The sequence below is a fragment of the Parerythrobacter jejuensis genome (assembly GCF_039536765.1).
Taxonomy (GTDB): Bacteria; Pseudomonadota; Alphaproteobacteria; order Sphingomonadales; family Sphingomonadaceae; genus Parerythrobacter; species Parerythrobacter jejuensis.
In genome coordinates, this window is the sequence record NZ_BAAAZF010000001.1 from 2,609,046 (window position 1) to 2,628,097 (window position 19,052).

The 19,052-nt window shown below is 60.1% G+C and carries 20 protein-coding genes; 10 read left to right on the forward strand and 10 right to left on the reverse strand.

Annotated features, from left to right (window positions below; genetic code table 11):
* The 4 genes from ABD653_RS12680 (at position 1) to ABD653_RS12695 (ending at position 3,283) form a co-directional block, all read left to right on the forward strand.
* Positions 1–786: an SDR family NAD(P)-dependent oxidoreductase gene (locus ABD653_RS12680; protein ID WP_160779007.1), complete on the forward strand. Its 786-nt coding sequence runs from the start codon at positions 1–3 to the stop codon at positions 784–786.
* 189 nt (positions 787–975) lie between these two features.
* Positions 976–1,848 (forward strand): crotonase/enoyl-CoA hydratase family protein, encoded by an 873-nt coding sequence (locus tag ABD653_RS12685; protein ID WP_160779008.1) that lies wholly within the window; start codon positions 976–978, stop codon positions 1,846–1,848.
* A 10-nt stretch (positions 1,849–1,858) separates the two neighbouring features.
* A complete protein-coding gene (mtnP, locus tag ABD653_RS12690) occupies positions 1,859–2,725 on the forward strand; it encodes an S-methyl-5'-thioadenosine phosphorylase (protein WP_160779009.1) in 867 nt (288 codons plus the stop codon).
* Positions 2,726–2,785: 60 nt separating this feature from the next.
* Positions 2,786–3,283, forward strand: a complete 498-nt coding sequence (locus tag ABD653_RS12695) for a MarR family winged helix-turn-helix transcriptional regulator (protein ID WP_160779010.1) — start codon at positions 2,786–2,788, stop codon at positions 3,281–3,283.
* Positions 3,284–3,352: 69 nt separating this feature from the next.
* On the opposite strand, the gene ABD653_RS12700 is transcribed toward ABD653_RS12695, so the two are convergent.
* The 7 genes from ABD653_RS12700 to ABD653_RS12730 all read right to left on the reverse strand — a co-directional run bounded on the left by ABD653_RS12700 (position 3,353) and on the right by ABD653_RS12730 (position 10,800).
* Entirely contained in the window at positions 3,353–4,348 is a 996-nt protein-coding gene (locus tag ABD653_RS12700; RefSeq protein ID WP_160779011.1) for a type II secretion system F family protein, read from the reverse strand.
* Positions 4,349–4,366: 18 nt separating this feature from the next.
* Positions 4,367–5,338, reverse strand: coding sequence for a type II secretion system F family protein (locus ABD653_RS12705; protein ID WP_160779012.1), 972 nt, complete (start codon positions 5,336–5,338; stop codon positions 4,367–4,369).
* A 79-nt stretch (positions 5,339–5,417) separates the two neighbouring features.
* The gene (locus ABD653_RS12710; RefSeq protein ID WP_160779013.1) at positions 5,418–6,716 is read right to left on the reverse strand and encodes a pilus assembly protein CpaE; all 1,299 of its coding nucleotides are present in this window, start codon (positions 6,714–6,716) and stop codon (positions 5,418–5,420) included.
* A 3-nt stretch (positions 6,717–6,719) separates the two neighbouring features.
* Positions 6,720–7,364 (reverse strand): CpaD family pilus assembly protein, encoded by a 645-nt coding sequence (locus tag ABD653_RS12715; RefSeq protein WP_160779014.1) that lies wholly within the window; start codon positions 7,362–7,364, stop codon positions 6,720–6,722.
* Between the two features lie 14 nt (positions 7,365–7,378).
* A complete protein-coding gene (locus ABD653_RS12720; protein ID WP_199801111.1) occupies positions 7,379–9,019 on the reverse strand; it encodes a type II and III secretion system protein family protein in 1,641 nt (546 codons plus the stop codon).
* An 80-nt stretch (positions 9,020–9,099) separates the two neighbouring features.
* Positions 9,100–10,209: a Flp pilus assembly protein CpaB gene (gene cpaB / locus ABD653_RS12725; RefSeq protein ID WP_160779016.1), complete on the reverse strand. Its 1,110-nt coding sequence runs from the start codon at positions 10,207–10,209 to the stop codon at positions 9,100–9,102.
* 87 nt (positions 10,210–10,296) lie between these two features.
* Positions 10,297–10,800 (reverse strand): A24 family peptidase, encoded by a 504-nt coding sequence (locus ABD653_RS12730; RefSeq protein WP_160779017.1) that lies wholly within the window; start codon positions 10,798–10,800, stop codon positions 10,297–10,299.
* A 107-nt stretch (positions 10,801–10,907) separates the two neighbouring features.
* Between ABD653_RS12730 and ABD653_RS12735 the strand changes: the two genes are divergently transcribed.
* The 3 genes from ABD653_RS12735 to ABD653_RS12745 all read left to right on the forward strand — a co-directional run bounded on the left by ABD653_RS12735 (position 10,908) and on the right by ABD653_RS12745 (position 13,228).
* A complete protein-coding gene (locus tag ABD653_RS12735) occupies positions 10,908–11,870 on the forward strand; it encodes an alpha/beta hydrolase (protein WP_325065385.1) in 963 nt (320 codons plus the stop codon).
* 14 nt (positions 11,871–11,884) lie between these two features.
* A complete protein-coding gene (locus tag ABD653_RS12740; RefSeq protein WP_160779019.1) occupies positions 11,885–12,988 on the forward strand; it encodes an NAD(P)/FAD-dependent oxidoreductase in 1,104 nt (367 codons plus the stop codon).
* A gap of 63 nt (positions 12,989–13,051) precedes the next feature.
* On the forward strand, positions 13,052–13,228 hold the full coding sequence (locus ABD653_RS12745) for a YegP family protein (protein WP_160779020.1): 177 nt from the start codon (positions 13,052–13,054) through the stop codon (positions 13,226–13,228).
* Positions 13,229–13,234: 6 nt separating this feature from the next.
* On the opposite strand, the gene rnhA is transcribed toward ABD653_RS12745, so the two are convergent.
* The 3 genes from rnhA to ispH are packed head-to-tail and all read right to left on the reverse strand — an operon-like array spanning position 13,235 to position 15,636.
* Positions 13,235–13,678: a ribonuclease HI gene (gene rnhA, locus ABD653_RS12750; RefSeq protein WP_160779021.1), complete on the reverse strand. Its 444-nt coding sequence runs from the start codon at positions 13,676–13,678 to the stop codon at positions 13,235–13,237.
* Entirely contained in the window at positions 13,675–14,652 is a 978-nt protein-coding gene (gene thrB, locus ABD653_RS12755) for a homoserine kinase (protein ID WP_160779022.1), read from the reverse strand. Before thrB ends, rnhA begins: the two co-directional genes overlap by 4 nt.
* Positions 14,653–14,661: 9 nt before the next feature.
* The gene (gene ispH / locus ABD653_RS12760; protein ID WP_160779023.1) at positions 14,662–15,636 is read right to left on the reverse strand and encodes a 4-hydroxy-3-methylbut-2-enyl diphosphate reductase; all 975 of its coding nucleotides are present in this window, start codon (positions 15,634–15,636) and stop codon (positions 14,662–14,664) included.
* A gap of 76 nt (positions 15,637–15,712) precedes the next feature.
* Here ispH and ABD653_RS12765 point away from each other — a divergent pair, with 76 nt between their 5' ends.
* From ABD653_RS12765 to ABD653_RS12775, 3 genes are all read left to right on the forward strand, one after another.
* Complete coding sequence (locus ABD653_RS12765) at positions 15,713–16,363, forward strand: hypothetical protein (protein ID WP_160779024.1); 651 nt, start codon at positions 15,713–15,715, stop codon at positions 16,361–16,363.
* Positions 16,364–16,444: 81 nt separating this feature from the next.
* Positions 16,445–18,190 (forward strand): arginine--tRNA ligase, encoded by a 1,746-nt coding sequence (argS, locus tag ABD653_RS12770; protein WP_160780386.1) that lies wholly within the window; start codon positions 16,445–16,447, stop codon positions 18,188–18,190.
* 1 nt (position 18,191) lies between these two features.
* Positions 18,192–18,977, forward strand: a complete 786-nt coding sequence (locus tag ABD653_RS12775; protein WP_160779025.1) for an SPOR domain-containing protein — start codon at positions 18,192–18,194, stop codon at positions 18,975–18,977.
* Positions 18,978–19,052: the final 75 nt, after the last annotated feature.

Here is a 19,052-nt window from a genome sequence, read left to right on the forward strand (position 1 = left end):
ATGGAAGTTGGTGCCAATACCCCCGCAGTCGTCACCGGCGGCGCATCCGGCCTCGGTGCTGCAACGGCCCGTGCGCTGGCAGCCAAAGGCGTGAAAGTCGCGATCTTCGATATGAACGAAGAAAAGGGCAACGCCATGGCGGAAGAGCTTGGCGGGGTTTTCTGCAAGGTCAATGTCACCAGCGACGAGGAAGTCGATGCCGGCTTCGCAAAGGCCCGTGAAGCCCATGGGCAGGAGCGTATCCTGGTCAATTGCGCAGGCATCGGCAACGCGATCAAGACGGCCAGCCGTTCGCGCGAAGATGGCTCGATCAAGCACTTCCCGCTTTCGGCCTTCGATTTCGTCATCCAGGTCAATCTGGTCGGCACGTTCCGCTGCATCGCCAAGTCGGCAGCGGGCATGATGTCGCTTGATCCGCTGACGGAAGAGGGTGATCGCGGCGCTATCGTGAACACCGCATCTGTCGCGGCAGAGGATGGCCAGATCGGCCAGGCAGCCTATTCCGCCTCCAAGGGCGGTGTTGTCGGCATGACATTGCCGATTGCACGCGACCTGATGAAGGAAGGTATCCGCGTCAACACGATCCTGCCGGGTATTTTCGACACCCCGCTGCTTGCCGCCGCGCCGCAGAATGTGCGCGATGCACTGGCCGCATCGGTGCCATTCCCCAAGCGTCTGGGTATGCCGGACGAGTATGCGAAACTGGCCATGACGATGATCGAAACCGGCTATTTCAATGGCGAAGATGTGCGCCTCGATGGCGGCATCCGGATGGCCCCTCGTTAAGCTGGCCTCCGCTAATTTGGCAGGGAAGCGTGGTCTTTCCTACTGCAGCGGCGGTCGCTAGCTTGCCGCAATGATATTCGCAGCGCTCCTTTCCCCGTGTTCTTTGACGCAGGGATCGGGGCGCTTCGTTTTTTGCCACAGGACAGTGTTCCATGTGTTCCATCCAGTAGGATTTCGCGGAGAGGATAGATGACCGATTACACCCAGATACTGGTCGACAAGGCGGACGGTATTGCCACCATCACGCTCAACCGGCCGGAGAAGATGAACGCTTTCACCAACGTGATGATGACAGAAATGATCGCCGCGATGGACGACATCGATGCCGATGACGATGTCCGCGCGGTGATCTTTACCGGGGCGGGCGACCGTGCGTTTTGCGCCGGTGCCGACCTGACGCCAGAGGGTGGAGGCCGGGTCTTCTCAGATCCGACCGAGGTTGAAGATCTCTCGGACGAGCGCGTCCGCGATGGCGGTGGCCGCCTGACCTTGCGCTTGTTCAACAGCACCAAACCATTGATATCTGCCTGTAACGGCGTTGCGGTGGGGATCGGGGCGACGATGCAGCTGGCCATGGATATCCGCCTGGCCTCCGACACGGCGCGATATGGTTTCGTATTCGCGCGGCGCGGGATCGTGCCGGAAGCGTGTTCGAGCTGGTTCCTGCCCAAGCTGGTCGGCATCCAGCAAGCGCTGGAGTGGTGCTATTCGGGCCGTGTGTTCGATGCAGCGGAAGCGAAAGAAGGCCGCTTGGTCCGATCCATCCACCCACAAGCTGAATTGATGGATGTGGCGAAAGGTCTGGCGCGCGAGATTGCCGACAATACCTCGGCCATTTCGGTGTCGATGACCCGGGCGATGATGTGGCGCAATCCCAGCGGTGATCACCCGATGGATGCGCACAATGTCGACAGCAAGGCGATCTACCGCCTGTCACGCGGGGCCGATGCCATGGAAGGCATTGCCAGCTTCCTGGAGAAGCGCGATCCGGAATATCCGGGCAAGGTCAGCACGGATATGCCCGACTTCTATCCCTGGTGGCAGGAACCCGAATACAAATGAGCGCGAACACATGAGCAATTGGCATATCGGGATTCTTGGTGGATCGGGCTTGTATGAAGGTGTCGCGCTGGAAGATCAGCAGGACATCGAGGTTTCCTCGCCGTTCGGCGCGCCGTCCGGGCCGGTTACGACCGGGCGGATCGGAGATGTGAAACTAACCTTCATGGCGCGGCATGGAGCGGGGCATCGCCTGTCACCCGGCAGTGTGAACTATCGCGCCAATATCGATGTGATGAAGCGTTGCGGGGTCACCGATGTGTTGGCGATCAGTGCAATCGGGTCTTTGCGCGAGGAAATGGCGCCGGGCAGCTTTGTTGCGGTGGACCAATTTATTGATCGGACCATGGGGCGCACATCCAGCTTCTTCGGTGAAGGTCTGGTGGCCCATGTGGCACTGGCCGATCCTGTCTGCGCGCGGCTTTCAACGCTTGCTGGGAACGCAGCCGAGGCGGCCGGGGCAAAGGTCCATCGCGGGGGAACCTATATCGCGATGGAAGGCCCGCAATTCTCTACCCGCGCAGAAAGCCGGATGTACCGTGAATGGGGCGGGGACGTTATCGGCATGACCGGCATGCCGGAGGCCAAACTCGCCCGTGAAGCGGAGCTGCCCTACGCGATGCTGGCCATGGTCACCGACTATGACAGTTGGCGCGATGAAGAGGCTGGCGTGGAGACAGCTGATATCCTCGCCGTGTTGCAAGCCAATGCTGATATGGCCCGCAAAACCATGCTGTCGCTGGTGAATTCTCTGCCTGCCACACGGGAGGCCAGTCCGCATGATACGGCACTCGAATTTGCCCTGCTGACAGCGCCAGAGAAGCGCGATCCGACCTTATTGGCGAAGCTGGATGCGGTTGCGGGCCGGGTGCTTGGGTGACGCCCGTGGCTGATACGGGCGGGCTTGCCAGCGACGTTGGTTTCCTTAGAAACTAACGGCATGTCTGCTGACGATTCTCATCCGCCCGTTCTGGCCGAATTCCTGCCATACCAGCTGTCGATTGCATCGAACGCTGTTAGCGGCCGGATTGCCGAACTGTATCAGGCGCGGTTCGAGCTCAAGATCAGCGAATGGCGGATCATGGCGGTTCTGGGCGAGGCGCAGGCTTTGACCCAGCGTGAGTTGGCGGCGATGACATTGATGGACAAGGTTGCGGTCAACCGGGCCTGCAAGGCGTTGGAGAGCAGGGGCTTTGTCAGCCGTCGCCCCAATGCCAGTGACGGACGCTCGCACCATATCGCTTTGACCGATGAAGGGCGCGAGATTTACGTCCAGATCATGCCTCTGGCGCGCGATGTCGAGGGGCAATTGCTGGAACCATTCGGCGAAGAAGAGCGAGCAGTGTTGCGCGATCTGCTCGCCCGCTTGCGCGCTGCGGCCCAGACGATTGGGGCCCAGACGACCGGGGCCCAAACGATCGAGGCGACGCAAGGTTAAACCCCTGCGCCGCCTCGGATTGCCAACCTCTGGGTCGGCTCGTTTTGCGTTCGACTAGAGTAAGTCTGACTACATCGAGAACGCATCGCTGATCGAACAGGCCGCCGGGCCAAGGATCACAATGAACAGAACCGGTAGGATGAACAGGATCAGCGGTACAGTCATGATCGCAGGCAGACGGGCCGCTTTCTCTTCCGCACGCATCATGCGCTCGTTCCGGAATTCGGCCGACAGCACACGCAGGGCAGAAGCCAGCGGCGTACCATAGCGTTCGGTTTGGACCATGGTGGTCACCACGCCCTGGACCGCCTCGAGATCGACGCGATAGGCGAGGTTGTCGAACGCTTGTTTCCGGTCGCTCAGGAAGGAGAGTTCGATCGCGGTCAGGGCAAATTCGTCACCCAATTCCGGATAGGCACGGCCCAGTTCCTTTGCCACGCGGTTGAAAGCTGCGTCGACCGTCAAACCGGCTTCGGCACAAATCACCAGCAAGTCGAGTGCGTCAGGCAGACCCTTGCGGATCGAGTCCGTGCGCTTGTTTGCCTTGTTCTTGAGGAACAGTTCCGGACCTTTATAGCCGATGCCGACAGCGGCGCTGAGCGCGCCAAGCCGCTTGAAATCGCCCCATTCGGGGAAGAAATCGGACACATAGAAGATCATGAAAGCCGCAGCGCCCAGCGCGATCGGCAGCACCAGACGGGCACCGATCACCAGAACGGCGAGTTCCTTGTTACGATACCCGGCATGGGCCAGCTTTTGCTGGATGATTTCGATCTGGCTCTCTTGGAGAACCTTCATGTTTGAAAGCGTATCTTTGACCTTTTCGGTCTGGTCCGTTTTCCGAACAAGGCTCTGGCGCTTCTTGGCATTGGATTTGACAATCCCTGCCTTCAGTTCTTCGCGCCGTTCATTGAGAGCTTTGACCCGCTTGGCCATCGGGTCTTTGACGGTCACGGCGGCATAGATTGCCATCATGACTGCGAGAGCGGCAACGCCTGCGAGGATCGTGCCGACGAGGATAACGTCGACGCCGAGAAGCGTAGGGCCGGAAGCGCTGTTGATCATGATCTTCTCCGGGTCCCGTTAGATTTCGAAACTGACCATCTTGGCCATGATAAAGGCCCCGATCGACATCCACACCAGGCCGCCAAGCCCTACAACGATCAGACGTTCTTCGTAGAAGAAGCCACCGATATAGCTGGGGTTGATCCACCAGATCATGCCGAACACGATGAAGGGAAGGGCGCCCACAATGTAGGCCGATGCCTTCGATTCCGAGCTCATCGCCTTGATCTTCAGCTTCATCTGGCTCCGCTTGCGCAGAACTTCAGACAGGTTCGAGAGCGTTTCTGCCAGGTTGCCACCGGTTTCGCGCTGGATCGCCAATGTGATGCAGAAGAAATTGAATTCGGGAATGCCGAGACGATCAGCGGTGTCCTGGAGGGATTCCTCCATCGTACGCCCGATCCTGATCCGTTCGGTAATCCCTTTGAATTCCTCGCCCACAGGCCCCGGCAGTTCAGTTGCCACCACAGCGAGGGTTTCCGTCACCGGCAGGCCCGAGCGCAAGCCGCGCACCAGCAATTCGATGGCGTCAGGGAATTTTGCGTTGAAGTTCGCAGTCCGCTTCTTGATGAAGAAACCGACAATCATGTGCGGCAAGCCGGCGCCAATCAGGATTCCCACGATCAGCGACAGCAGAGCCGCCCCGGAGCGCAGGAACATGACAACTGTGATCGCCAAGGCAATTCCCAGAGATGCGTAGAAATACTGGCTGACGGTCCAGCCTTTGCCAGTCCGGTCCAGGCGCGTTTCGAGCGCTTCGATCTTCGAGCCTGACCCTTTGGCTGCTTGGGTCTTGGGCTTGCGGGCTGCGATCGCTTTCTTGAGCTGCGATTCAACTTTGGTGTCGGTGCTTTCGGAATGGCGATAGCGCACGGCGTTCAGGCGCCGCTGGCTTTCCTTGGCAGCAGATGGACCTGACATCGCGGCATAGCCAACGACCATCAGAGCCATGAGGCCCCCTCCGAATAGCAAGAGCTGCAAAATGCTCATGCGCGCTAACCGCCTTTCCTGACTTCAAACATCCGTTACCCGATCCGGGGCACGCAGGCCCCGGATGTGTTCCGGCCGATTACTGGGCAGGGGCCTTGTCGGCCGCCTTGTCTTTTTTGTCTTTTTTCTTCTTCGCCAAGAGCGACTTGAAGTCGAAGCTGCCGAGCAGCGACTTCTTCTTGCCTTCCTCGTCACCGGCTTCCTCTTCGCTCGCGCCAATGACGCGTTCAGCAAGTTGGCGGATGACCTGGCTGGATTTGGAGCTCGGATTCGCATCAGCGAACACCTGTCCCAGCTTCGCTGCGTTTGATGCCGACTTGGCGTCAAACGGAATGCTGAAGTCGATGCTGCGTTCGATCGAGGCTTCGAAGTCAGCCTTGCTGATCTCGCCCACGCCGGCCTGGACTTTATTGGCCACAATCAGGGGTTGAGCATGTGCAGCATTCGTCTTCAGCCACGACAGAATGCGGATCGTGTCACGCGCCGAAGCGAGTGTCATTTCCGTTGCCAACACGATGACATTCACGTCAGCGAGCAGGTGCGGGAAGTTAATCAACATGTTGCGCGGCAAATCGATGACCGTCATCTCAAACGCCTGACGGAATTCTTCCTCCAGTTGGATGAAGGCAGAGCCATCTGTCATCAGCGGCGAGTTGATCGGTGCTTCGGCAGACAGGATCGCCAGATTATCGTTCGCACGGATCATGGCGCGTTCGATGAACAGGCCGTCAATCCGGCTCGGATTGTCGATCGCGTCGGTCAGGCCACGGCCAGGCTCGAGATCGAGCGAGAGCGCGCCGGTTCCGAAATGCACATCAAGATCGAGCAGTGCCGTCGGCATGTCGTGATCATCGCTGAACAGCCACCCGAGGGAGGTCGCCAGCATGGAGGCGCCAACGCCGCCGCGAGTCCCGACTACTGCGGTCGAGATGTGCCGCTTGGCCGTTTCCGGATCGTTTGCCTTGGGCGCGCTGAACACGGCCTGGGCCTGGTTCAGTGCATCGCGCAATTGTCCGGCCGAAAGCGGCTTGAGAAGGTAATCGTGGATGCCGCTCGCGAGCAGGTCGCGATAGAGCCGCACATCATTGACCTGGCCAATGGCGATCACCACTGTCCCCGGCTCGCAAACTTCGGCCAAGGCGTTGATATCGTTCAGCGGATCACCGCTTTCGGACAAGTCGACCATGAGAATGTTGGGGCTGGCCGATACCGACAGGGATTGCACAGCATTGCGCAAGCCACCCTTGTTGCATTTCTCCGGCTGCCAGCCCAGTTCGATGACCACAGGACGCAAGACGTCCAGTGCGGTGTCATCGCAAATATAGGCAGCGAAGGGATCTCGGTTGCCGGACATGCCGGCGTTCCATGGGGCGTTCATGACTTAACCTCCCGTTCCGCCAGCGCCGGGCAATGCGCCCACGCCTTCGGGTGCTTTTTCGCGATACGCATCGACAGCTTTCGAAGCGCGCTGGACGTAAACCTCGCCCGAGCCTTTATCGCCACTGACCAGATCTTCGGGATCCGCAACCATCGCGGCAATGTTGCCGTTGGTGGCGCAGCCGTAACCGGGGTGCGTACCGTTGTTGTAATTCATCTCGGATTTCACCGACCAGTCGGGGCAACCCGGAACGCTCGCGGTAGAGCGGGTCAGGACGACCCGTGCGTTGCCCGGCTGGACATAACCCGAAGTAACAGGGGCGCCGTCGCTCACCAGGATGCCGTGACGCGCTGCCAGTTTGGAGATGGCGTCCTTGGTGGCCCCGCTCAGCATCGGATCTTCGATCGATACCCGGTCACCATAGCGCAGGTCCATCGCATCGAACCAACCGGACAGACGCTGCTGTTCAGGGATCGAAAGGCCGCCGGCCCCGGCGCGAACATCAAGCGTATAGTTGGTGCGTTCCACCACTGGTTGCTTGGTGCTGTAGACCGTGCGGTTCTCGGGCATCCCGCCACATGCTGCGAGCCCGATGCTGGCCACTGTCAGGGTGAGAGCCCCGGCAAGTTTCGTGTTGAATTTGCTCATTGTTCTCACTTCCCTCATTTCAGGCTGAAGCCGGGCGCGGCAGCGGCGGTGCGCTGGTTGCGCTTGGATTTCTTGGACTTCTTCTCTGCCCGGCGATCATCCTTGCTGGACGATGACGGCATCAGAGCAGCCGGATCGATCCGCGACACGGCCGGGGCCGGGGCATTGCGATCCTGCGCAGTCGGTTTCGGACGATCGCTGCCGGTCTCTCCGTCATTCTCGAAATAGCCCAAGGTTCGCTGGATTTCGTTCGGAGTCTTGAAGCCATCGGTCGGCAGTTTGATGTCTGCAGAATCGACCGGCTTGACGAGGTATGGCGTGACCACGATCACCAGCTCGGTTTCGCCCTTGCGGAACGAGGTCGAGCGGAACAGATTGCCGAGCACCGGCACGTCACCCAGGCCTGGAGTCTTGTCGACCGTGTTCTGCGAACTGTTCGACATCAGGCCGGCGATCATGAAGCTCTGGCCGGAACCCAGCTCGACGGTTGTTTCCGCCTTGCGGGTGGTCAAAGCCGGGATCTGGAAGCCGTTTAGCGTGATGGCGCCCTGGCTCGACAGTTCCGAGACTTCCGGAGCCACGCGGATCGAAATCCGTCCGTTGCTCAGGACCACTGGTGAATATGCAAGGCTGACACCGAAATTGCGATACTCGATCGACGTGGTGCCAAGACCCTGACTGATCGGGATCGGGAACTCACCGCCGGCCAGGAAGGTCGCGGTTTCGCCCGACAGAGCTGTCAAGTTAGGCTGCGACAGGGTCGTGATGAGACCCAGGCGCTCGCCGACGTCAAAGGCGCTGGCAATATCAAGGCCGAACAGGCGACCGGCGAAGTTCAGAGCTGTCTGGCCCGGGTTGTTCTGGGCCACAGGGAACGTCGTCCCGCCGACAATGAACTGACCCTTCGCAGGGTCAAACGGCAGACTGATCGAACCTGCCGGCAGGCCGAACTGGGCCGAGGCGTCCAGGGTCGGGAAGGCCGACGTATCAAGATCGGTGATCGTGCCGAAAGCACGGCCGCGATTGACGCCGAACAGAAAACCGTCGGTGCTGTCGCGGGTTTGCAGGTTGGAACCGATTTCACGGACCAGCGAACGGCTGACTTCCGCGATACGAACTTGCAGGTTGACTTGCAGCGGGGTCGCCATTTTCAGGCGGCTGATCACATTGGCATCTTCACCCAGGAAGGCACTGACGAGACGCTCGGCCTCGGCGGCATCTTCAGGAGCGCCAACGGTGCCCGTCAACAGGACCGTGTTGGTGCCCATGGTCGCAGTGGCGATCCGGGCTTCCGGCATGGCCAGTGCCAGCATCTGGTCGAGGCTGTCGATATTGGATCCAACGCGGACATTGGCCGCCCAGATAATATCGCCCGACGCGTTGCTGGCGTAGATGGTGGTCTCACCGCCCGATTTGGCGAACAGATACAGCTGACGCTGCGATTTGATCTGGACGTCGGCAACGGCCTCGTTGGCAATGAACACATCGGTCATTGCGCCCGGAATGCTGATCAGCTCGCCGCGACCGATCGACAGGACGATTTCCTGCGACGGTTTCACGACCGACTGGGCGTTTGCCAGGCTTACAGGGCTTGCCGCAATCGGCAGCGCTGCAAGGCTCGCAAAGAGCGCTTTTGCAATCAGACGACGTTTCATTGACTTGCCCCTCGGTTGGGATTTCGCCGGTTGGATTAGGCGATGGTTTTTCTGGTCGGTTGAATGGGTCATGGTAGGCCTCACCGGATCACCGCTGCACTTGCAGCAGGAACGGTCTTGCCAGCTTCATTGATGCTCTGGCTCTGGCCGGCGATGACGCGGCCAGTTGCCCCGACCTCTACTTCGCTCGACGATTTGCCGCGGGTCACACGGACCTTGGGCAAGGCGCGCACGACAACTTCCGATCCGATCCCGCCATTCTTCTTGGCAGTCTGGATGAAGGCGCTGGCAGCGGCCTGAGCCTTCTCTTCAGGAGTCTTGGGCAAAGTCGAGCTTTGGAAGCGCGAAACGTCGCCGCCGGTCACGAAGGTGGTGGCACCGTCGTTCGGGCGATTCATCGCAGCCTGCAAAATCCGCTCTTCTTCCTCCGGCGAGACGCCATCAGGGATCTTCACATCACCCGAAGCGATTGCCTTTTCGAGCTCGGCCTGGTTGTCCGCAATCGAGCGCAGCGAAAGGCTGAGCGTACCGATGGTCTGCGAAACAGCGACCTTCTCCGCGATCCGCGGCGTCACTTCGAGAGTGACCGTACGGAAAGCGCGAACGACAGTCTTGCCGGCTTCATTGGTGGTTTGTTCGGTGGTTTGGTCGGTTGCCAGGACACGCAGGTTGCGCAGGATGGTTTCGGTTGCCTTCAGGTCGCCTTCGCCACCTTTGACGGCCTGGGTCAGCATCAGGTCGACGCGGTCACCCGGGAAAACGAAACCGGCAACACCGGTGTTGGCGGAAACCGGAACGGTAATGGCACGCATGCCCGGGCCGAGCGCCGCAGCAAGAAAGCCGCGATCGCCGGGGCTGACCAGGGTGCCCTGCGTTACAGGCTCACCCGCAGTCATCGGGTTGCGCACAACAGTACCCAGCAATTGGCTGATGTCGGATTCACCATCGATGAAATAAGCGTCCTGGACGAGCTCTTCCGGCCACATCTGGAAGCCGATAGCTTCGGCAGTAATTATCGTGCCGACCGGCAGCGCACGCTGGGCTACCAGTACCTTGGGGCCTTGCGGCTCCGGAGCGGCGGCCTCGGCCTGCGGCGCGGATGCACCTGCGAACATGCTACGCGCTGCCATGGCGGTTCCTACCGCGATAATCAGCGCTGCGAGCAGCAGTACCAGCTTCTTCCTGTCCATGGCTTCAAAGCCCCCTCAATTCGTTCCCGCAGAAAGTGCGGGCAGGTATGGTTGCCGTGCTTACGGCCCAAGTGGTTAAAATCAGGTTCACCCCACCGCAGATGGTGCATGCAACGCAGCACCGGCGAGCGGCAGATAGTGGGTTGAAAGGATCCAGATGCCGGCGGCAGCGATGGCTACGCCGTAAGGGATCGCGAGACGTTCTTTCTGGCGGCGCATGAAATGCCACATGCCCAACACCAGGGTCAGGATGCCGCCAACGATGGCCATGATGATTACGAGCTGCAGAAACATGTCCGGCTCGATCCACAACGCCAGAACAGTCAGCAGTTTGACATCCCCGCCACCCATCCAGCGCATGGCGAAGAAGCCTGCGCAAATGGCAAAGGTGAGCAGGGCAATTCCGAATTGCAGGGCAACGCCGGGCCACAGGTCAAGCCCGCTGGTCCACCAGAAAAGCGGCGCCGCCAATGCGATGCCGGCATTGAGCCAATTGTCGATCTGGCGGCGGCGCAAATCGGTGAATGCAGCCACCAGCAGCGCAATTGCCAAGGCCACAAGCAGCCCGTAGTGAAGATATCCGCCCAACATTGTTTGCCCCTGTAGGTCCCTTCCGGAACCCGGGTGCTACAGGGCATGGCTTACCAAATAGTAACCAAGACCAGAGGCACGCCATTAGCCATTCACCACCAGAGCCCGTGACCCCGGCCACACCTGCTTTTGATCGCAGGGCCATTCCTGCCAGCGCTCAGGAGGGATGGTGGGACCTGCCTGACGGCCACAAGGTGCGCCGGATCGACTGGGCATCGGACGCTGCGCAACCTCGCGGATCAATCCTGTTCATGCCCGGACGCGGCGATCACTATGAGAAATATCTTGAATCGCTGGACGAATGGCACCGCGCAGGATGGCAGGTAACCGCTGCCGATTGGCGTGGGCAGGCCGCATCGGGTCGCTTGGGTGCTGATAAGGTGACCGGCCATATCGACGATTTTTCGACCTGGATCGATGATCTGGCGGCGCTCTGGGCGGACTGGAAGTCGCAGTCCCCTGGTCCGCATGTGCTGATTGCGCATTCCATGGGCGGGCACCTTGCATTGCGCGCGGTCGAGGAAGGGCGGATTGACCCTGATGCTGTTGCGCTGTCGGCTCCGATGCTGGGCTTCTTCGGCCAGATCTTGCCGGGGGCAATCATGCACGGGGCCGCTCGCTTGATGGCAAATTTAGGCGATCCGCGCCGTCCGGCCTGGAAGTGGAGCGAAAAGCCTGGAGAAATGCCGGCAGGCCGCTTGCGCTTGCTGACCCATCATGACGAGCGTTACGCCGATGAATTATGGTGGCGCGAAAAACGCCCCGAGCTGGTGATGGGTCCGGGCAGCTGGCGTTGGGTAGAGCGCGCCTATGCCTCGATGCGCGGATTGTTCGAACCCGGCAAGCTTGAAAGCGTGGAAACGCCGTTCCTTCTGGTCGGCACTACCAACGACAAGCTGGTGGATATGGGCGCGATCCAAGAAGCGGCCAAGCGGCTGCCCCATGGCGAATTGCTGGAATTCGGCAAGGAAGCGCATCACGAGATTTTACGCGAAGTGGATCCGGTAAGGGATCGCGCGATGCAGGGTATTCAGGAATTCCTCGATCGCGTGGCACCTGCAGAGAGCTGAGTGATGGTTCGGTGATGGATTTCGAAATCGCCATCATTGGCGCCGGCATGGCGGGCGCAAGTCTGGCGGCCGAATGCGCTGCCGCTGCAGACGCCGGAGCTCGCATCTTGCTGCTCGAAGCAGAGGATTTGCCAGGCTACCATACGACAGGACGATCGGCCGCTTTCTGGGAAGAATGCTATGGCGGACCAGAAATTGTTCCGCTGACATTGGCGTCGGGAACCTATCTGCGGCAGCATGGCTTCCTGAGCCAACGCGGTGCGCTCTATATCGGCCGCGAACAGGACATTCCGGCGCTCGATGCCTTTATGGAGCGGTTTGGCCCTACCGGCGTCGAGATAACGCGGGTTGGCGGTGAAGACCTGTGCAAGCGCGTTCCGGGCCTGAAACCAGAGTGGTGTGCAGGCATCTGGCAACCGCGTTGCAGCGATATCGATGTCTCCGGCCTGCACCAGCATTACCTTGCACAGGGGAAGGCCAAAGGCGTGCGGCTGGAATGCCGCGCATTGATCAATTCGCTTTCCCGGGATGCTAACGGCTGGACGCTGCAAGCATCGAATGGGCGTCAGTGGAACGCGAAAACGCTGGTGAACGCCGCCGGGGCCTGGGCCGACGATATTGCCGTTCTCGCAGGCGCAAAACCCCTGGGTATCCGGCCCTATCGCCGCACAGTGGCACAGTTGGTGACCGAGCCTTCGCCTCGTCCTGACCAGCCGCTGGTGCTCGACATAAATGGCGATTTCTACTTCAAGCCCGAGAGCGGCCGGGTGTGGCTCAGCCCGCATGATGAAGTGCCCAGCGCGCCGTGCGATGCCGCCCCAGAGGAACTTGCGGTGGCGCAGGCCATCGACCGGTTTGAACATGTGGTTGATTGGCGGGTCGAGCGGATTGAACGCAAATGGGCCGGATTGCGCAGCTTCGCTCCGGATCGCTGCCCGGTCTATGGCTGGGATAGCAGGCAAGAGGGCTACTTCTGGTTTGCCGGGCAGGGCGGATACGGAATCCAGACGGCCCCGGCGGCGGCGCGACTGGGGGCCCAGATGCTGCTCGATCAACCGCGCGATGCCATGACCCTTCAGCTCGATGAAAAGCTTTATCAGCCAGACAGGTTCAGCTAGACTTTAGGCAAGCCGCACTCGCGGTGATCGCAAGTTTCATACCAGCAGAACAGGGGGAGCAGCATGGCTCACAAGTTTGAGATCTATAAGGACAACGCAGGCGAATTTCGCGTGCGGTTCAAATACAATTCCGAAGTGATGTTTTCGACTCAGGGCTATTCCCAGAAGTCGAGCGCGGAAAACGCCATTGAGTCGATCAAGGCGAATGGCCCGGGCGCACCGACAGAAGACAATAGCTAAGCTATTTCAGCTTTCAGCAGCGATTCGATCCGCCTCGTCACTGGCGAGGCGGTCGACACGTTCGTTTTCAGGGTGGCCATTGTGGCCTTTGACCCATTGCCAGGTGACCTGATGGCGTAATTCGGCCTCGATCAGGTCGTGCCAAAGGTCTTCATTGCGGACAGGCTTCTTGCTGGCATTGACCCAGCCACGCTTTTTCCATCCGTGGACCCACTTGGTAATCCCGTCGATAACGTATTTGCTATCGGTGTAGAGGGTGACCTCGCACGGTTCGATCAGCGCGCTCAGGGCTTCGATTGCCGCACGCATTTCCATCCGGTTGTTGGTTGTATCGGCCTCGGCGCCGCTCAATTCCTTCTCGTGCTTGCCCATGCGCAGCAGCGCACCCCAGCCGCCGGGACCGGGATTGCCCTTGCAAGCACCATCAGTGAAGACTTCCACCCGTTTCATCGTGCGAACACCTCTGCTCCGGTACGCTGGTAATACTGCATTCGCCGGGCGAAATCGACCGGATCCTTGCGCGTGACAAGGGCATCGGCCGGCGTATCCAGCCAATCTTGCACCCGCGTGGCGACAAACCGCATTGATGCCCCACGGGCAAGCAGGGGCATCGCATCACGTTCATTTTGGGACAGGGGGCGGATCGATTCGTAACCCTCGATCAAGGCACGGGAAACTTCGCTCCGGAATTCCTGGCCCCCAGGCTCGAAACACCACGCAACATGGGTCACCGCCAGATCATAGGCCGTGATGTCGTGGCAGGCGAAATAGAAATCGATCAGGCCGCTGACGGTGTGGCCCAGCATCAGGACATTGTCGGGAAACAGATCGGCATGGATAATGCTGCGGGGCAAGTGATCCGGCCACTGATCGAGCAGATCCGGCAGCGCTGACCGGATAATGTCGGGCAGGCTTGCGTCGATCGAAGCGATGGCCTCATATCCGGCATCATCCACGATGGCTTGCCAGTCTTGCGGGCGCAGCGTGTTGGCGCGTCTCTCTGCAAATCCCTCTGAGGCGAGATGCAAGCCGGCCAGCGCCCGCCCGACCGAATAGGCCTGGGCAGGCGTGGGGCGATCAATTGACACGCCGGGCAGGAATTCAATCAATGCAACGGCCTTGTCCTCCAGAAGGCGGGAAGATGCGCCCATACGGTCATGGATGGTGCGAGGCACCGGTGCTCCGGTCGCCGAGAGGTGGTCGAGCAGATCGAGGAAGAACGGCAAATCGTCCAGATCTATCCGCCGCTCATACATTGTCAGGATGAAGCGTGCGCCGTTACCGTTTTTGCCGGTCGTCTCGATCAGCCAGTTGCTGTTGGAAATACCTTCGGCAATGCCTTTGGCCGAGACTAGCTCACCGACGTCATAATGCCCGATCAGGTCAGCCAGGTCTTCTGCGGAGAGGTGGGTGTAGACCGCCATCCGGAGCGCTCAATCCATCAATTGGCGTGGCAGTTTGAAGACCATGTTTTCCTCGGCAGCCGCGAGTGTGTTCTCTTCGACCGTGCGCCATTCAGAGAGCTTCTCGACAACTTCACGCACCAGCTTTTCAGGGGCCGAAGCCCCGGCAGTCAGTCCGATGGTTCCGATCCCTTCGATCCAGGCCGGATCGATCTCGTCCGCCCGCTGAATTAGCTTGGCAGCCGTTCCCAGCCGTTCGGAGACTTCGACCAGCCGCAACGAATTGGAAGAATTGGGGGCGCCGATAACCAGAACCAGATCACTGCCCGGGGCAATCTGCTTCACTGCAGCCTGCCGGTTTGAGGTCGCGTAGCAAATGTCTTCCGCCTTGGGCGCCACGATCTTGGGGTAACGCGCCTGAAGGGCGGCGATGATATCGGCGGTATCGTCGACCGAAAGGGTGGTTTGAGTCAGGAATGACAGATCGTCTTCCTGCGAAAAATCCAGCCGGGCCACATCTTCGACGGTTTCCACCAGCGTCATCTGTCCCGGCTCAACCTGGCCCATCGTGCCGATTACCTCGGGGTGGCCCTCGTGGCCCACGAAAATGATGTGCTGGCCCTTTTCAATCTGGCGTTCGGCCTGCCGGTGAACCTTGCTCACCAGCGGGCAAGTCGCATCCACATACAGCAGCTCGCGCCGCTCGGCTTCGGCAGGCACTGATTTCGGGACCCCGTGCGCGCTGAAGACGACCGGCACATTGTCCGGCACTTCGTCCAGTTCCTCGACGAAGATCGCGCCTTTTTCCTTCAGCGAATCGACCACATATTTGTTGTGAACGATTTCGTGGCGGACATAGACCGGGGCGCCGTATTTCTCGATCGCGCGTTCGACAATTTCGATTGCGCGGTCGACGCCGGCGCAAAAGCCGCGCGGGGCGGCGATAAGCAACCGCAGTCCGGGTTTTGCTTCGTTTTCGTCGGGGGATTGAAAGGGAGCGTTCATAGGCCGCCCTCTAGCGCTTTCGAAAGCCGCCCGCTAGGGCACGCTTAACCGATTTGAGACAAGGACGGTCCCGACCATGAATTCGCATTTGCGCCTGTTTGCCCCAATTGCCGCTGCCGCTGCCCTGGCAGGGTGTGCTGGCGAGGGTGATCTCGTGGTTTCCGACGGCGTCGGCATCACCGCGGTGCGCACTGCATGCCCTGCCGTTGGCGTGCCCGATTACACCGGGAATATCACCACCTTCCGGTCACCTACCTCACGCACCGCCAATGATATTGATGTCACCGCTGCGATTACCAATGTCCGCAGCACATGCGATGAATCGGGGGATCGCATATATACCAATGTCAGCTTTGACGTTCTCGCCAGTCGCACCGATGCGCGCGGCGCACGGACTGTTCAGTTGCCCTATTTCTCGACTGTCCTTCGGGGCGGTTCCGCCGTGGTCACAAAACGGGTCGGCACGGTGACGCTCCAGTTCGCTGATGGCGAGGGCCGGGCGCAAGTCAGCGGCCAGGCGGGTGCATTTGTGAACCGCGCCGATGCCACTTTGCCCGACGATATCCGTCAGCGCATTACCCGTCGGCGCAAGGCAGGCGATGTCGATGCAGCGCTTGATCCGCTGGCCGATCCGCAAGTGCGTACTGCCCTGCAACGCGCCACTTTCGAGCTGCTGGTCGGCTTCCAGCTCAATGAAGGCCAGCTCGCCTACAACGCTACGCGCTGACGCCAGCACAAATTTCGTGACTGGCCGTCTTTGCGCGATGCGCCAAATCCGGCTAATCGCGCGCCTATGTCCGAACGGAAAATGCCCCCAATGAAAACGATCCATGCTGCCTTCGCGGAGAAGGTAGACGCAGTCCTGTCCGCACTGGTTACAGAAGCAAAGCTACCGCCAGATACCAACCGCGCCAATGTGGCAGTGGAGCCACCGCGCGATCCGGAACACGGCGATCTGGCCACCAATGCGGCGATGGTGCTGGCGAAGCAGGCCAAGACCAATCCGCGCGCTTTGGCCGAGCATATTATCGAGCACCTTTCTCGCGACCCCGACATCGAAAGCGCGGAAATTGCGGGTCCCGGTTTCATCAATCTGCGCCTGTCCGACGCAGCATGGTTGCGCGAGCTGGAAGCTATTGCCAGCCTCTCTGACGGCTATGGCCGGTCCAGCGCCGGGGCGGGCAAGCGGGTCAATGTCGAATATGTCTCCGCCAACCCGACCGGCCCAATGCATATGGGCCACTGCCGGGGAGCTGTGGTGGGCGATGCGCTGGCGACTCTGCTCGAATTTGCGGGCCACGAGGTCACACGCGAATATTACGTCAATGATGCGGGCAGCCAGGTCGATACGCTCGCGCGGTCGGCCCAAATCCGGTATCGCGAGGCGCTGGGTGAGGATGTCGGAGCAATTCCGGAAGGTCTCTATCCCGGGGACTATCTCAAGCCGGTGGGTGAAGCGGCAGCTGGCGAATTCGGCGAGCGTTTCAAAGACGCGCCCGAGGCCGAGTGGCTGGAAATCTTCAAGGCTTTCGCGGTCGAGCGCATGATGGACCTGATCCGGTCGGACCTGGCTCTGCTGGGCATCGAGCACGACATTTTCGCCTCCGAGGCTGCCTTGCAAGCGGCTGGCAAACCGGAAGAGGCCGAGAAATGGCTGCGCAAACACGATCTCGTTTATGACGGGCTGCTGGAGGCTCCAAAAGGCAAGACGCCAGATGATTGGGAAGCGGTCGAGCTACCGTTGTTCCGGTCGACCAGATTCGGGGATGATCAGGATCGCCCGATCAAGAAGTCGGACGGGAAATGGACCTATTTCGGCGCTGATCTGGCCTATCATATGCAAAAGGCGGAACAGGCTGATGCCCTGATCGATATCTGGGGCGCCGACCACGCCGGGACGGTCAAACGGATCAAGGCAGCGGTTGCCGCGCTTTCCGAAGGGCAGGGTAAAGCCATCCCCTTTGACGTCAAACTGGTCCAGATGGTGCAGCTGATGCGTTCCGGTGAACCGGTGAAAATGTCCAAGCGGTCGGGCAACTTTATCACCATCGCCGATATGGTCGAGGAAGTGGGCAAGGACGTGGTGCGTTTCACCATGCTGACCCGCAAACCCGAAGCGCAGATGGAATTCGACTTCGCCAAGGTGGTTGAGGCGAGCAAGGACAATCCTGTTTTCTACGTCCAATACGCCCATGCCCGCATTCATTCGACGCTGAAGAAGGCGGCCGGAGAGGGAATTCTTCCTTCGGATCAAGACCTTGCCCGTTTGGGAGCGGAAGACCTAGCGTTGATCAAACAGGCGGCCCAGTTCCCGCGCATTGTCGAGGCGGCAGCGAGCGCGCGCGAAGCGCACCGGATAGCCTTCTTCCTTTATGACCTCGCATCGGCATTCCATGCCTATTACAATCTCGGCAATGATGACCCGACAAAGCGGGTCATACTGGCACAGGACACCCAGCTTAGCGCCGCGAGGCTTTTCCTGATCGACACAATCGGGCAGGTTATCCGCAATGGACTAACCCTGCTCGGGGTCGACGCAGTGGAGGAGATGTAAAATGATCGCATTTGGGGGCGATGACGAAAAGCCCACCTCTGACGAGGCGGATTGGGAAGAAACCGAAGACACCGAAGAGCTTGAGCTCGATGATGGTGACGAGCCGCTGCCGTGGCTCGAATCGTCGGATTATGAGGAAGACGAAGGCGTCGACACCGGCCGGATCATCGGATTTGTGGTCCTGGCTTTGCTCGCCCTTGCCCTGCTGGTGGGCGGTTTCTGGTGGCTCACCAATCGTGGTGCAGATCCGGAGCTGGTCGCCGATGGCAGCACGATCGAAGCGCCAGATGGCGAATTCAAGGAGCGTCCTGGTGATCCGGGCGGCAAGGAATTTGCCGGCACGGGTGACGTTGCGCCAGCTGTCGGAGAAGGGCAGACCCGCGAAGGCCGTCTGGCAGAAGGCAACCGCGCCGCAGGTTCGGGATCGGAATCGGGTTCTTCTTCCGCTTCTGCATCGGGCAGTGCCGCCGGGCCCAGCGTGAATGCGCCTACATCCCGCAATTCAGGTAGCGCAGCGAGCGGCACGGCTAGCGGAACAGCCAGCGCAACTGGCGGTGTCGGGGTCCAGGTAGGGGCCTATTCTACCAAAGCAACTGCGCAAGCCGGCTGGAGCAAGCTGACGCGTCAGACAGACGCGTTGAGCGGCTTCAAATACCGTATTGTCGAAGGCAAGGCCGATATCGGCACTGTTTTCCGGCTCCAGGCGGTGGCTGGCGATGCTGCGGCGGCCAATCGCCTTTGCAATGCCCTGAAAGCGGAAGGGGTTGCCTGCCAGGTCAAGCGCTGAGCGCTTGTCAGCAACGCCATAGCTAATATCCACATGGGAGAGCCCGTTTGCCCTTGCGGCAGACGGGCTTTCTTG

Excerpts from the sequence above, each read along its gene's own strand:
- ABD653_RS12695 (WP_160779010.1), top strand. The coding sequence starts at position 2,786 with ATGTCTGCTGACGATTCTCATCCGCCCGTTCTGGCCGAATTCCTGCCA.
- ABD653_RS12715 (WP_160779014.1), bottom strand. The coding sequence starts at position 7,364 with ATGAGCAAATTCAACACGAAACTTGCCGGGGCTCTCACCCTGACAGTG.
- ABD653_RS12765 (WP_160779024.1), top strand. The coding sequence starts at position 15,713 with ATGAATTCGCATTTGCGCCTGTTTGCCCCAATTGCCGCTGCCGCTGCC.
- ABD653_RS12745 (WP_160779020.1), top strand. The coding sequence starts at position 13,052 with ATGGCTCACAAGTTTGAGATCTATAAGGACAACGCAGGCGAATTTCGC.
- argS (WP_160780386.1), top strand. The coding sequence starts at position 16,445 with ATGCCCCCAATGAAAACGATCCATGCTGCCTTCGCGGAGAAGGTAGAC.
- cpaB (WP_160779016.1), bottom strand. The coding sequence starts at position 10,209 with ATGGACAGGAAGAAGCTGGTACTGCTGCTCGCAGCGCTGATTATCGCG.
- rnhA (WP_160779021.1), bottom strand. The coding sequence starts at position 13,678 with ATGAAACGGGTGGAAGTCTTCACTGATGGTGCTTGCAAGGGCAATCCC.
- ABD653_RS12710 (WP_160779013.1), bottom strand. The coding sequence starts at position 6,716 with ATGAACGCCCCATGGAACGCCGGCATGTCCGGCAACCGAGATCCCTTC.
- ABD653_RS12700 (WP_160779011.1), bottom strand. The coding sequence starts at position 4,348 with ATGATCAACAGCGCTTCCGGCCCTACGCTTCTCGGCGTCGACGTTATC.
- thrB (WP_160779022.1), bottom strand. The coding sequence starts at position 14,652 with ATGGCGGTCTACACCCACCTCTCCGCAGAAGACCTGGCTGACCTGATC.
- ABD653_RS12685 (WP_160779008.1), top strand. The coding sequence starts at position 976 with ATGACCGATTACACCCAGATACTGGTCGACAAGGCGGACGGTATTGCC.
- ABD653_RS12720 (WP_199801111.1), bottom strand. The coding sequence starts at position 9,019 with ATGAAACGTCGTCTGATTGCAAAAGCGCTCTTTGCGAGCCTTGCAGCG.
- ABD653_RS12740 (WP_160779019.1), top strand. The coding sequence starts at position 11,885 with ATGGATTTCGAAATCGCCATCATTGGCGCCGGCATGGCGGGCGCAAGT.
- ispH (WP_160779023.1), bottom strand. The coding sequence starts at position 15,636 with ATGAACGCTCCCTTTCAATCCCCCGACGAAAACGAAGCAAAACCCGGA.
- ABD653_RS12680 (WP_160779007.1), top strand. The coding sequence starts at position 1 with ATGGAAGTTGGTGCCAATACCCCCGCAGTCGTCACCGGCGGCGCATCC.
- ABD653_RS12775 (WP_160779025.1), top strand. The coding sequence starts at position 18,192 with ATGATCGCATTTGGGGGCGATGACGAAAAGCCCACCTCTGACGAGGCG.
- ABD653_RS12705 (WP_160779012.1), bottom strand. The coding sequence starts at position 5,338 with ATGAGCATTTTGCAGCTCTTGCTATTCGGAGGGGGCCTCATGGCTCTG.
- ABD653_RS12730 (WP_160779017.1), bottom strand. The coding sequence starts at position 10,800 with ATGTTGGGCGGATATCTTCACTACGGGCTGCTTGTGGCCTTGGCAATT.
- mtnP (WP_160779009.1), top strand. The coding sequence starts at position 1,859 with ATGAGCAATTGGCATATCGGGATTCTTGGTGGATCGGGCTTGTATGAA.